At 67.5% G+C, this 12307-nt stretch carries 15 protein-coding genes; 11 read left to right on the top strand and 4 right to left on the bottom strand.

The genetic code is table 11. From position 1 onward, the window contains the following. Positions 1 to 106 precede the first annotated feature (106 nt). Genes FDK12_RS05295 through FDK12_RS05285 form a run of 3 tightly spaced genes read left to right on the top strand, consistent with a single transcriptional unit; the run spans position 107 to position 1568 of the window. Positions 107 to 337, top strand: coding sequence for a glucose PTS transporter subunit EIIB (locus tag FDK12_RS05295; protein ID WP_104116017.1), 231 nt, complete (start codon positions 107 to 109; stop codon positions 335 to 337). Beyond that, positions 334 to 828, top strand: a complete 495-nt coding sequence (locus FDK12_RS05290) for a PTS glucose transporter subunit IIA (protein WP_223263102.1) — start codon at positions 334 to 336, stop codon at positions 826 to 828. Before FDK12_RS05295 ends, FDK12_RS05290 begins: the two co-directional genes overlap by 4 nt. Positions 829 to 830: 2 nt before the next feature. Then, positions 831 to 1568, top strand: a complete 738-nt coding sequence (locus tag FDK12_RS05285) for a GntR family transcriptional regulator (RefSeq protein WP_137368568.1) — start codon at positions 831 to 833, stop codon at positions 1566 to 1568. A 109-nt stretch (positions 1569 to 1677) separates the two neighbouring features. Here FDK12_RS05285 and FDK12_RS05280 read toward each other — a convergent pair whose 3' ends face one another. After that, on the bottom strand, positions 1678 to 1992 hold the full coding sequence (locus FDK12_RS05280) for a DUF3040 domain-containing protein (protein ID WP_137368567.1): 315 nt from the start codon (positions 1990 to 1992) through the stop codon (positions 1678 to 1680). A 254-nt stretch (positions 1993 to 2246) separates the two neighbouring features. Continuing rightward, positions 2247 to 2930 carry a zinc ABC transporter ATP-binding protein AztA gene (aztA, locus tag FDK12_RS05275; RefSeq protein WP_137368566.1) on the bottom strand — a complete coding sequence of 228 codons (684 nt, stop codon included), beginning with the start codon at positions 2928 to 2930 and terminating at the stop codon, positions 2247 to 2249. 53 nt (positions 2931 to 2983) lie between these two features. Here aztA and aztB point away from each other — a divergent pair, with 53 nt between their 5' ends. The 4 genes from aztB to aztD are packed head-to-tail and all read left to right on the top strand — an operon-like array spanning position 2984 to position 7365. Then, on the top strand, positions 2984 to 3895 hold the full coding sequence (gene aztB / locus FDK12_RS05270) for a zinc ABC transporter permease AztB (RefSeq protein ID WP_137368565.1): 912 nt from the start codon (positions 2984 to 2986) through the stop codon (positions 3893 to 3895). Further along, positions 3882 to 5165: an ABC transporter gene (locus tag FDK12_RS05265; RefSeq protein ID WP_137368564.1), complete on the top strand. Its 1284-nt coding sequence runs from the start codon at positions 3882 to 3884 to the stop codon at positions 5163 to 5165. Before aztB ends, FDK12_RS05265 begins: the two co-directional genes overlap by 14 nt. Then, positions 5162 to 6082 carry a zinc ABC transporter substrate-binding protein AztC gene (gene aztC, locus FDK12_RS05260; protein ID WP_137368563.1) on the top strand — a complete coding sequence of 307 codons (921 nt, stop codon included), beginning with the start codon at positions 5162 to 5164 and terminating at the stop codon, positions 6080 to 6082. Before FDK12_RS05265 ends, aztC begins: the two co-directional genes overlap by 4 nt. A 26-nt stretch (positions 6083 to 6108) precedes the next feature. After that, complete coding sequence (gene aztD / locus FDK12_RS05255; RefSeq protein ID WP_223263101.1) at positions 6109 to 7365, top strand: zinc metallochaperone AztD; 1257 nt, start codon at positions 6109 to 6111, stop codon at positions 7363 to 7365. A gap of 57 nt (positions 7366 to 7422) precedes the next feature. Here the strand turns inward: aztD and FDK12_RS05250 are convergent, their stop codons facing one another. Both FDK12_RS05250 and FDK12_RS05245 read right to left on the bottom strand, forming a co-directional pair. After that, entirely contained in the window at positions 7423 to 8310 is an 888-nt protein-coding gene (locus tag FDK12_RS05250) for a DUF4031 domain-containing protein (protein ID WP_137368562.1), read from the bottom strand. Between the two features lie 61 nt (positions 8311 to 8371). Further along, positions 8372 to 8920 carry a dihydrofolate reductase family protein gene (locus FDK12_RS05245; RefSeq protein ID WP_137368805.1) on the bottom strand — a complete coding sequence of 183 codons (549 nt, stop codon included), beginning with the start codon at positions 8918 to 8920 and terminating at the stop codon, positions 8372 to 8374. Positions 8921 to 9053: 133 nt separating this feature from the next. Between FDK12_RS05245 and FDK12_RS05240 the strand changes: the two genes are divergently transcribed. The 4 genes from FDK12_RS05240 to FDK12_RS05225 all read left to right on the top strand — a co-directional run bounded on the left by FDK12_RS05240 (position 9054) and on the right by FDK12_RS05225 (position 12191). Next, positions 9054 to 10079, top strand: coding sequence for a sigma-70 family RNA polymerase sigma factor (locus FDK12_RS05240; protein WP_137368561.1), 1026 nt, complete (start codon positions 9054 to 9056; stop codon positions 10077 to 10079). 150 nt (positions 10080 to 10229) lie between these two features. Next, entirely contained in the window at positions 10230 to 10565 is a 336-nt protein-coding gene (locus FDK12_RS05235; protein ID WP_137368804.1) for a histone-like nucleoid-structuring protein Lsr2, read from the top strand. 230 nt (positions 10566 to 10795) lie between these two features. Further along, entirely contained in the window at positions 10796 to 11890 is a 1095-nt protein-coding gene (locus tag FDK12_RS15190; RefSeq protein ID WP_104116007.1) for a WD40/YVTN/BNR-like repeat-containing protein, read from the top strand. A 13-nt stretch (positions 11891 to 11903) separates the two neighbouring features. Further along, positions 11904 to 12191: a MoaD/ThiS family protein gene (locus FDK12_RS05225; protein WP_137368560.1), complete on the top strand. Its 288-nt coding sequence runs from the start codon at positions 11904 to 11906 to the stop codon at positions 12189 to 12191. The last annotated feature ends 116 nt before the right edge of the window (positions 12192 to 12307 follow it).

Below are 12307 nucleotides of genomic sequence, written 5' to 3'. Positions count from 1 at the left end.
GAGTGTGATCACTGTGAAGCCTCGGGCGCGGATCTGTCAACAGGAGCAGCGAACTGCGATGGTGACGAACGAGCAATCACCGTGACCCGGACCAGAAGGAGCAGACATGTCGAAGGCCGAAACCATCCTCGCCGCACTCGGTGGAGCAGCGAACGTCGATGAGATCGAGGGCTGCATCACGCGTCTCCGCACAGAAGTCGTGGATGCATCACTCGTCGACCAGGCGGCCCTGAAGGCAGCCGGGGCCCACGGCGTCATGGTGGCCGGAACCGTGGTGCAGGTCGTCGTGGGGCCGGAGGCGGAGAACCTCGCCGAGGACATCCAGGATCTGATGTGAGCCCAGGCGAGGGAGGCCTCCTGCAGGTGGCCTCGCCCCTGCCCGGCCGCGTGATCGCCCTGGAGGACGTGCCCGACCCCGTGTTCGCGTCGGCACTCGTCGGTGACGGCGTCGCCGTCGTGCCGCACGACGACGCCACGGTCCTCACCGCCGTCGCACCCTTGGACGGACGCGTCGTGAAGGTCATGCCGCACGCGTTCATCGTGCAGCACGCGACCGGGCCGGCAGTCCTGGTGCACGTGGGCATCGACACCGTGCACTTCAAGGGCGAGGGCTTCACCGTGCACGCGGCCAAAGGAGACGTCGTCTCGACCGGGGCCCCCATGGTCAGCGTGGACCTCGCGTTCATCAGGTCGAAGGGCCTCGATCCCTGCTGTCCCGTCGTCGTCCTCGACACCAAGGCCGGAGCGATCGGCTCGAGCGTCGCCGGTACGGCGGTGGACGCCGGGTCGCTGCTGTTCACCCTCCCGGCTCCGGCCGCGGGAGCCTAGGTGTGGCTGCCGGATCCCCTGGTGCGAGCAGTGGCGAACTGAAGCATGTCTGGGTTCGCCGCAAGATCCAGGAACTCGTAGCGAGAGGCCTCCGGCCCGGAGACGCACTGCTCGGCGAGCGCCAGCTCGAGGAGGAGTTCGGCGTCTCCCGGATCACCGTCCGCCGCGCCATCGCCGACCTGGTGCAGGACGGCGCGCTGGTACGCATCAAGGGCAAGGGCACCTTCGTATCCCACGGGATGGTGCGTTCGACCCTCCACCTCGCCTCCTTCAACGAGGACATGCGCGCCGCCGGCCTCGAACCGAGCACGCGGGTCATCACGGCCAGTGGGGACGTCCCTCCCCCCGAGGCGGCCGAGCACCTCGGGCTGGCAGCCGGCGACCGTGCCCACCTCGTGGCACGGCTTCGACTGGCGAACGGTGCACCCGTCAGCGTGGACGAGTCCTGGCTGCCGCCTGCACCCCTGCCCGATCTCCTTTCCCACGACCTCACCGGCTCGCTGTACAAGGTGTTGTCCGCGAGTGGTTACCCGGTGGAGCGCGTGGAGCAGACCGTCCAGGCCGCGGCGGCGCCCGAGCCCGTCGCGAGGTTGCTCGACATCGAGCCGGGCGCGCCGGTCCTGCTGTTCCACCGGCGTTCCTTCAGCGGGCAGGGCGAACCCGGAACGGCGATCGAGTACTCCATCTCCACCTATCGCTCGGACCGGTACCAGATCTCCATGCATCTGGGTCCGCAGTAGTCGCCCACTGCACCACGCGACGGCCATTCCTGACGCAGTGATCGCTCGTGCCACGCGGGATCGGCGCTTCCGGCACCATCACTCGTGGCGGGGCAGGCAGCGGGTGAGCTCAGGAGGTCACGCGTGGGCGGCGTCCGCGAGCGGCTCCATCCGCGGTTCGGGCACGGCGTGCGCGAGCACCACAGATGCCCAGCACCGCGATTCCGGTCATGACGACGAGGGGTACACCGAGGAGCACTCCGATCAGGACGACGACGATGCCGACCACGACGACAAGTCTCGGCATGAGGTACCGGTAGGTCTCCGACGGAACTGTCAGGGTCCACGGCTCCTGCACAAGGGGGCCGGAATCACGGGAGACACCCTCGACCAGTGAGCGCTCGAGCTGGGCCCATGCGCGACGCTCTTCTTCCGACAGCGGCATTCGTCTCCTCCACCGATCCGGCGAGAACCGGGGGAACGCTTCGTCGCCCGGACGGGGTGTGATGCGCACCCCGGAAGCGAGGTTCCACCAGCACCAGCCCCGAATCTAGGCCGGGAACGTGGCCATCCGGGATCGTCCGGGAACCATCGGATGAAGGTCGGGTGAACAGGCTGTCGACCCGGTGAAGGCTCTCCATGCGCCTGCACCCTACGACCAGGGGCGGCACTGCACGCCGCTCCGTCAAGGCGTAGCGCCTAGGGAGAGCCCGGGACCACGCGCCCGGCGTCGAGCACGACGAGGCGGTCGGCGACACCCAGGGCGACGTCGTCGTGCGATACGCAGACGACGGTCGCCCCGCGGGCCCTCTCGGCCACCAGGACGTCGGCGACCACGGACCGCGTAGCCGCGTCGAGTCCTGTCGTGGGTTCGTCGAGGAGGAGGACATCGGCACGCCGGGCGAGCCCCTGCGCAAGGAACGCACGCTGCCGCTGTCCGCCCGAGAGCGCCCCCAGCGGGCGCCCCTGATGACCGTCGAGCCCGACGAGCCCGATGCACTCGTCGATGATCTGCCGGTCCTCCGGGCGCAGGCGCCTCAACAAACCCGCGTCCGCCCAGCGGCCCATCGCCACAGCATCACGGACCGTGAGCGGCATGCGGTCCGATACCTCGCTGCGCTGCACCACCAGTGCCGTGCTGCGCTCCCGAGGAAGGACGACGGTGCCCCTGCGTGGAACGAGCAGCCCGGCGAGCAGGGCCAGCAGCGTCGATTTGCCGGAGCCGTTCGCTCCTGCCACGGCAGTGACGGCACCGGCATCGACCGTCAGCGAGACGCCCCGGAGTGCCTCGACGCCGTCGTGGTCGAACCACACATCGTCGAGGACGAGCGGGCACGCTTCCCCTGCTGGTGGCAGGACGGGGTGTGATCGGGCGAGGAGCATGGTCCGAATCTAGCATGTTGAGAATGAGACTCAATTACGTCTAGGGTTGCCTCGTGACCCCGCTCCTCGAACCCTTCTCCGCAGATTTCATGCTGCGCGCCCTCATCGGAGGATCGCTGTGCGCTGCCATCTGCGCCGTCGTGGGAACCTGGGTCGTCATTCGCGGCATGGCCTTCCTCGGCGAGGCCATGGCCCACGGCATGCTGCCGGGCGTCGCCCTCGCGACTCTCGCAGGCGTACCCGTCATCCTCGGAGCGGCGGCGAGCGCGATCGTCATGAGCCTCGGGGTCAGCGTCCTGGCACGGAGGGGCCGGCTGTCACACGACACGAGCATCGGTCTCTTCTTCGTCGGCATGCTGGCCGCCGGCGTCATCATCATCTCGCACTCACGCAGCTTCGCCACGGATGCGACCGCGATCCTGTTCGGCGACGTCCTCGCCATCGAGTCCGCCGGCGTCTGGCTGCTGGCAGGAGCACTCCTCCTGACGATCCTCGTCGCCGCGACGTTCCACCGGGCCTTCGTTGCGCTCGTGTTCGACCGCCGGATCGCCCAGGTCATGGGGTTGAGGCCACGCGTGGCCCAGGTGCTCCTCGTGGGACTCGTGACGCTCGCCGTCGTCGCCTCCTACCAGGCGGTAGGCGCGCTGCTGGTCATCGGGCTGCTCCTCGCCCCGGCTGTCGCAGCCGCCCCCTGGACCTCCCGCATCCCGAGCACCATGGCACTCGCAGCCCTGATCGGCGCGCTGTCAGTGCTTCTCGGGCTGCTCGCGTCCTGGCACTACGGCTCGGCGGCCGGCGCGTCGATAGCCCTTGCCGCCATCGCGTGCGCAGCCCTGTCGAGCATCATCCGCGGTATCACCCGTCGACGCACCACCTCTTTTGACCGTTCTTCACAGAACGTCGATCGTTCCGCCGGTCCTGTGCCGGTACGTCCATCACAGAAAGCCCTTCGTGCGAACGCCTAAAACCCTCCTGCTCTGCTTCCCCCTGCTCGCCCTGTCCCTCACCTCCTGCTCGACCGCCGATCCGGCCAGTCAGTCCGAGTTCGCGAAGGACGCGACGGGCAATCCGTCAATCGCGTCCAGTTCCGCTTCCGCCGAGATCGGGGACGGCCACGGAACTCTCGAAGGATCCACCGAGGTCGCCGAACCACAGCTTCACCTGATGAGCGTGGACACCGACGGCCGAATCGATCTGCTGAACCTGGCCGACGAAACAACCACCTCGGTCGGCGACGTGCCGCAGGTCAGCGCCACCTCCACGGACGGGCGGTACCTCTTCGCCTCGTCCGCGACCACCGGCACCATGACGATCGTCGACAGCGGCATGTGGACCTGGGACCACGAGGACCACTTCCACTACTACAGCGGTGAGCCCAAGACCATCGGCACCATCAAGGGTGAAGGTGAAGCCATCGTCACCGCCGGCTCGTCGGCCACCGGCGTCTACTTCCCCGACAGCGGCAAGGCGACCGTGCTCGACAACGACGCTCTCGCCAAGGGCGAGATCAGTGTCCGCGCCGAACTGTCCACAGACCCGCACCCCGGGGTCCTCGTCCCCCTCTCGGACGTCACCCTCCTTACCGAACCGGACAGCACGGGGACGGCGGCGTCCGTGCAGGCGTACGACAAGGACGGCCAAGCCATCGACGGGGCGACCGCTGACTGCGCGGACGCCCAGGGCAGCATCACGACATCGGTCGGCGCCGTCATCGGCTGCGACGACGGCGCGCTCCTGGCGACGCTCGAAGCCGACGAGGTCGTCTACGAACGCATCCCGTACCCGGCGGAAATGAGCTCTCCGAAAGCCACGGAGTTCCGGGCCCGCGAAGGCCGCCCCACCGTCGCCGCCGTCGCCGGAAACCAGGGTGCATGGCTGCTCGATACCCGGGAGCGTTCCTGGCAGTTCATTCCCACCGACGTCCCCTTGCTGCAGGTCTCGGCCGTCGATGACCGAGAAGGGCATGTCGTCACCCTCGCCGACGACGGCCGTGTCCTCGTCCTGATCGCCGAAACCGGTGCAACAATCGCCGCTACCGAACCACTCCTGCCACAGACCCTGGCCAACCCTGCGCTCCTGGCCGGGATCGAGCTGACTACTGACCAGCAGCGCGCATACCTCAACGCCCCCGCGGAGCGAACCCTGTTCGAGATCGACTTCGCCGACAACGCCCGTATCGCCCGCACCTTCGACACCGACACCGTCCCGGCGCACATGGTCGAGGTCGGCCGATGAACAGGACGCGCCGGCAGTATCTGGCCCTCATCCTGGCTGCCACGACTCTCCTCGAGACTTCGGGATGCGCCGCCGCAGGGTCGGACGAGCCGGTCATCGTGGTGACCACGAACATTCTTGGCGACGTCGTCTCGAATGTTGTCGGGGAGGAAGCTGACGTGCGGGTTCTCATGCAAGCAAACGCGGACCCGCACTCCTTCGAGATCTCGGCGCAGGACGGCGCGATGATGCGGCAGGCCGACCTCATCGTCACCAACGGCCTCGGACTCGAGGAGGGACTGCAGCAACACATCGACAGCGCTCAGTCCGAAGACGTGCCACTGCTCGTCGCCGGTGACGTCATCGAGCCCCTCGCCTACACGGAAGGCGAATCCGAGGGCGCACTGGACCCTCACTTTTGGACTGACCCGGCACTGGTAGTCAACGTCGTCGACGAACTTCAGGAGCGCGTCGCCGGAATCGACGGCGTCGACACTTCAGCCATCGAGACGTCCGCCAATGCATATCGGGCAGAGCTCACCGAACTCGATACGTCCATGGCAGACGCCTTCGGAGCCATCCCTGCCGACCGGCGGAACCTGGTGACCAACCACCACGTGTTCGGCTACCTCGCCGAGCGGTACGACTTCCGCATCATCGGCGCCGTCATTCCGGGCGGCACTACCCTTGCCTCCCCCAGTGCCTCAGATCTCCGCGACCTCGTCGCGGCCATCGAGGAGGCGAACGTCAGCACGATCTTCGCCGAGTCCTCCCAGCCGGACCGGCTCGTCCAGGTCCTCGCGGACGGCGCGAACATCGACGTCGACGTCGTCGAGCTCTTCACCGAATCCCTTACGAACCCGGGCGAGGGTGCGGACACGTACCTCGCCATGATGCGCACCAATACCGAACGCATCGCCACCGGGCTCTCTCCTTGAGGGTCCAGAACACAGAAAGAATGATGATGACAGCGATTCCTCTGACGAAACGCCCACGGCGCCTTGCCCTTGCCGCCACGGTCGCCACATCCGCCCTGCTCATGACGGCCTGCGGCTCCTCCTCCGAACCGGCAGCCGAAGGTTCCGCTGCACCGGCCACCAGCACGTCGGCTGCTGCGGCCGGCAAGCAGACGCCCCGTGTTGCCCTGACCTACGATGGCGGGATCGTCGTCCTCGACGGCACCACGATGGAGCTCGAGGGAGACATGCCCATCGAGGGCTTCACGCGCCTCAATCCCGCAGGCGACGGGCGTCACGCTCTCGTCACCGTGCCCGAGGGTTTCCAGGTCCTGGACCTCGGCACGTGGACCGATTCCTCCGGCTCCCAGCAGGCGGAACCGAAGCTCACGGACCTGATGTTCGAGGCCGACACCGCTGGCCACGTGGTGCAGCACGGCGACAAGACCATCCTCTACGCAGACGGCACCAGCGACACCACCATCTACACGACCGATGATCTCCTCGAGGATCCCGAAAGCCTTCCGGCGACCGAGACCATCGAGGGCGAGGAGGCCCACCATGGCGTCTCGATCGTCCTTGAAGACGGCACCTTCCTGACCACCGTCGGTAATTCCGAGAGCCGCTCCGGCATCAAGGTTCTCGACGCCGACGGCAACGAGGTCGCCACCAGCGACCAGTGCCCCTCCGTCCACGGTGAAGGCACGGCGAAGAACGAGGTCGTCGTCTTCGGCTGCAGCGACGGCGCACTCGTCTACGACAACGGCGAGATCACCAAGATCGACGCCCCCGACGAGTTCGGCCGCATGGGCAACGCGTACGTCAGCGAGACCAGCCCCATCATCGCCGGCGACTACAAGTCGGACCCCGACCTCGAGGGCTACCTCCTGCATCAGCTCACGCTCATCGACACCGAGACGAAGACCATGAAGGTCATCGATCTGCCCGAGGGAGTCGAGTACACCTTCCGCGACGTCGCCCGCGGCCCGAACGACGAGGTGCTCATCCTCGCCTCCGACGGAGCCCTGCACTCCATGGACCCCGAGACCGGCGAGATCACCGACTCCCTGCCAGTCATCGACGCCTGGGAAGGCCCTGTCGAGTGGCAGGATCCGCACCCGGCCCTCAAGGTCGTCGGTGGCACGGCGTACGTCACGGAACCCGCCACGAAGAAGCTCCACGCGGTCGACCTCGCGACAGGGAAGATCATCTCGTCCGAGGAACTGCCCGGTACGCCGAACGAGATCGCGGTCGTCGAGGGCTGATCCCGACCTGACCAGCCAGGGGCCGGCGCCGTCGATGGCGCCGGCCCCTGCTGCTGTTCAGGCCTGGCCGAGCAACCCCAGCTCCCCGGTCAGGTTCCTCCGTGCGTTCCCGCTCCACAGGGCTTCGGCTCGCGCCGTCCTGTACAGCGGGTCGAGTGCCATCAGCCTTTCCAGCACGGCCCGTCGACCCACCCGGAAGGCTTCGTCGGGGATGTGGATGTATTCCTCCCTCACCGCCGCCACGTAGCGCGCGTAGTCCTCCGCCCGACCGCCGAGCACCGCGAGGTCGGCGTCGCAGAGGAGTTCACCGGCGCGGTCACCCGGCTCCGGATCGTGGTGCACGGTCAGGAGGACGAGCCGCTCGACCTCGCGCGCCGTCGCCCCGCTCGTCCGGTGCCCCAGCCGTTCGACGGCGAGGGCCGCCGAGGCACGCTCGTCGTCCCCCGCTGCACCCTGGTACACGGCGTCATGGAACCAGGCGGCGAGCAGGACGGCCTCCCGCACCGCGGCGTCGTCCGGTTCCAGCAGCCGGTCGAGCGCTTCGAGGACTCCCAGGAGATGGGAGGTGGTGTGGTACCTGCGGTGCGGCTCGCTCCAGCGGTTCAGTAGCTCCCGCCCCAGCTCGGGGTCACTGGGCAGGAGGGCCTCCCAGCGCGACAGGAGGGCGATGCGGAGCTTCGGCGCCCGTCGCCTCGCCGGAACCCGCAGTCCGCTCGCGATGAGCGCGCGAACGAGTTCCGTACCGCTGACCTCCAGGGCACCACGGTCCACGAGCTCCTGGTAGCGATGGGCAGGGACGTCGTAGTGGTCCTCGTCGAAGGCACGGCGCGGGACACCCGCATGATCGGCGAAACCGTGCAGTTCCTCGAGCGACGTCGTCGAGACCAGATGGGAGAAGACCGTTCCATGTGCCGGCCAGGACGGTGGGTCGATGAGGACGGCCATGATCAGCAGTCTAGGGCTCGGGCTACGGCCTCACTCTTCCCCCGCGCCTCCTGCGAGGACACTACCGACGAAGACCGTAGGAGGCCAGGACGTTGCCCTTGCTGGTGGTGCTGACCTCCTGCAGTTCGAGACTGGTCATCGGATCCGTTCCTTCGAAGAGGTGGCGGCCCGCGCCGGCGACGACGGGATGGATCATCAGGGTGAGTGAGTCGAGCAACCCGGCGAACATGAGTTGCCGGACCAGGGAGATGCTGGCGCAGACGGCGATATCCCCGCCGTCGGTCTGCTTGAGGGTCCTCACGAATTCTTCGAGCGGCGCATCCATGAGTGACGCATTGGTCCAGCCGAGATCTCCCTCGAGGGTGCGCGACGCCACGAACTTCCGGACGGGATTGATGAAGGACCCGAACGGGTCGGTGGGTTCGGCCGCCGGCCAGTACTGCGCCCACTCCAAATAGCCGTGCCGTCCGAGCAGGACCGTGTCCACCCTCCTGATCATCGCGCCCATCCCAGCGCCGAGTTCGGCGTCGAAGCTGTCCAGCTGCCACAGATGGGGGGATTCGACCACTCCGTCCACGGAGGAGAAGAGGCCTGCTGTGAGTCTGCGCATCGAGTGCTCCCGACGATCGGTGGTTTGCTGTCCCACCAGTAGACGGTATCGGGGACGGGTTTTCATCGATGTCGGCGGCTTTTGTGGCTGCCCACTCCTCCCGCGCGGCGGCCACGGTCGCTACGCTCGATGCATGCAGCCCGCCGCAGCGAACGATGTACAGGTCACCGACCCAGGAACAGGGTCTTTCGATCAGCTTCTGGAGGCATCACGGCGCGACCTCACCGGGTACTGCTATCGGATGCTCGGGGCGGCATCGGAGGCCGAGGACGCCGTGCAGGAGACGATGATCAAGGCGTGGTCCCGGCAGGAATCGTTCGCGGGTCAGTCCTCGCTGCGCACCTGGCTCTTCCGCATCGCGCACAACGTCTGCGTGGACATGCTCCGCAGTCCCCAGCGCCGCGCCAGGCCGATGGACCTCGGCCCCTCCACGCGGACGGCGGATGCGGTGCTCGGTACTCCGCTCATGGAGAGCGTGTTCGTGCAGCCGATCCCTGACGAGAGGGTCATCGACACCTCGGGTGATCCCGCCGTCGTCGCCGAAGCGCGTGACACCATCCGGCTGGCGTTCGTGGCCGCATTGCAGCACCTCCCGCCGCTCCAGCGCAGCGTGCTGATCCTGTGCGAGGTGCTCCGATGGTCGGCCGCGGAGGTGGCGACACTGCTCGAGGTCACCACGGCCTCCGTCAACAGCGCCCTCCAGCGGGCACGCAAGACCATGGCCGGATACGAGCCCAGCGCATCCATGCCGCTCGAGGATCCGGCGCACAAGGACCTGCTGGCGAAATACCTGCGTGCCTTCGAGGCCTACGACATGGCGGCGCTCGTCTCGTTGCTCCGGGACGACGTCGTCCTGTCCATGCCACCCTTCAACCTCTGGCTCAGGGGTCCCGACGACGTCCGCGCGTGGTTCGTCGGCGAAGGCAGGGTGTGCGAGGGCGGACGCCTTCTCCCCCTGCCGGTGAACGGTGCGGGAGGATTCGCGAACTACCACCTCGTGGAGCCGGGCCTGTGGGAGGCGTTCGCCCTCCAGGTCATCGAGACCGACGGCGAGCGCATCATCGGGCATCACAATTTCCTGTACCCGGACATGTTCGAAGCATTCGGGCTACCCCTCGTGATCGACGAGCGTGACGCACAGGTCGCGGACGAGCGCTGACGCCCCTCCACGGGGCCGCGGCGGGCATCGATCAGCGGAAGGGCAGCGATTTTCCACAGTGACGGAAAGGTACGGCGCTTCAGAAGATCGGCAGGATAAGGTCGGTGACCGGGGGTCCATGAATTCGTTCGGACGACACAGGAGATCATGATGGCTCAGCGCGTACAGGTTCAGTTGGTCGACGACCTCACCGGTGAACAAGCGCAGGAAACAGTGCGCTTCTCCCTCGACGGCACGCAGTACGAAATAGACCTCACGCAACAGAACGCCGATTCGTTGCGCGCCGCCCTCGCTGATTATGTCGACAAGGGGCGCAGGGCCGGTTCCGGCAGGCAGCCGGCACCCAGCCCGAAGGCGGGCTCCTCCCGCAGCAAGCGGGAGGATACCCAGGAGATCCGGCAGTGGGCCCAGGAGAACGGGTACAACCCGAGCTCCCGTGGGCGTATCACGCAGTCCATCATCGACGCCTTTAACGAGAGCCGGTAGCCCCCGGCCGCCGACGTCCGGCGATTGCACTACTGGTGGCGGTTCTGGCAGCCCGGTGAACCCGGTCGCTGGTCGACGAATACGGCCTTCGCGGCGATGCGGCCTTCGCGGCGATGCGGACAGGAACTGGTAGTGGAGCCTATACAAACGGGAGGGCGGGTGGCATTCTCCCAAGTGATCGACACCACTCGAGCCGGTATCGCGCCGGACTGACGCCAACGGGGGCAGCCATGTCAGCAACGGAAACCACCCTCCTTGCCATCGGTACCAAGAAGGGGCTGTGGCTCGCCTCGAGCACCGACCGGAAGACCTGGTCAGTATCGGAGCCGAAGTTCCTCATGGAGGAGATCCCGAGCGTGGGCATCGACACGCGTGGTGGACGGACGCGCCTGTTCGCCGGCAGGATGTCCTGGCACTTCGGCCCGTGCATCTCCCATTCGGACGACCTCGGGAAAACCTGGGCGGAGCCGCAGGAGGGCAGCATCCGCTTCGGGCCGGACGACGGCACGGCGCTCGAGCGGGTCTGGCAGATCCAGCCGGATGCGGAGAATCGTCCCGGGGTGGTCTGGGCCGGGTGCCAGCCCATCTCGGTGTGGAAGTCGACGGATCACGGCGAGACCTTCGAGCTCAATCGCGCGCTCTGGGACCATCCCCATCGTAGCGAGTGGGGTGCCGGCTTCGGCGGGGCTGCGGCCCACACCGTCCTCCCGAGCCCCGCCGACGAGACCGTCCACGTCGCGATGAGCACCGGCGGGGTCTACCGTTCCGACGACGGCGGCGCCTCGTGGCAGCCCCGCAACCGTGGCATCAGTGCATACTTCATGCCGGATCCGAATCCGGAGTTCGGTCAGTGCGTGCACAAGGTCGCCCGGGACGCCGTGGACCCGGACCGCCTGTTCGCGCAGAACCACCACGGCGTCTACGCAAGCAGTGACCGCGGCGATTCCTGGCAGTCGATCGCCGACGGCCTACCGGCCGACTTCGGCTTCGTGATGCTGGCTCATCCTCACCGGAGCGGCACGGCGTGGGTCATCCCGCTCAAGGCCGACGGCGAGCGCATCCCTCCGGACGGGCATCTGCAGGTGCACCGGACGGACGACAGCGGCGCGACCTGGCAGGCGAGCGCGGCCGGGCTGCCCGCAGCGGAGTACAACGCCGTGCTGCGCGATGCGGCCTGCGTCGACACGGCAGAGACTCCAGGGGTGTACTTCGGAACAAGGGGTGGTGCGGTGTACGCCAGCGCGGACGAGGGCCGTACCTTCCAGGAAGTCGCGAGCCACCTGCCGGACGTGCTGTCGGTGCGCGCCGCCGTCGTCCCCGCCTGACGGGAGGACCCTGATGTCCTCGGTGACGGTGCTCATCCCGACCCTCCTGCGCCCATACGTCGACGGCAGGAGCGAGGTCAGCATGACCGTGTCCGACGACGGTGACGTCTCCGCGCTGCTGGATGGACTGGGTGCCGGTCGGCCGCTGCTCGATCAGCGGATCCGCGAGGAGACCGGGGCATTGCGGCGCTACGTGAACATCTATGTGGACGGTGAGGACGTGCGCCGCCTGAACGGCCTTCGCACCCTCGTTCCATCGGGGGCCACCGTCATGATCATCCAGTCGGTCGCCGGGGGCTAGAGCCGGAACGAGGCGTAACACAGAGTTAACGGCGACCGCCGAGGGCTGAAACGTGCCGCTGTCTACCATTGCTCAGCGCGGTGTACCACTCCCGGTTCCCACCCACCCCCAGTGCG

The sequence above is a fragment of the Arthrobacter sp. NamB2 genome (assembly GCF_005281365.1).
In the GTDB taxonomy this organism is placed as follows: Bacteria; Actinomycetota; Actinomycetes; order Actinomycetales; family Micrococcaceae; genus Arthrobacter_D.
The sequence above is the reverse complement of the archived record's forward strand: the minus strand, read 5'-3'. Positions and strand labels throughout refer to the sequence as shown.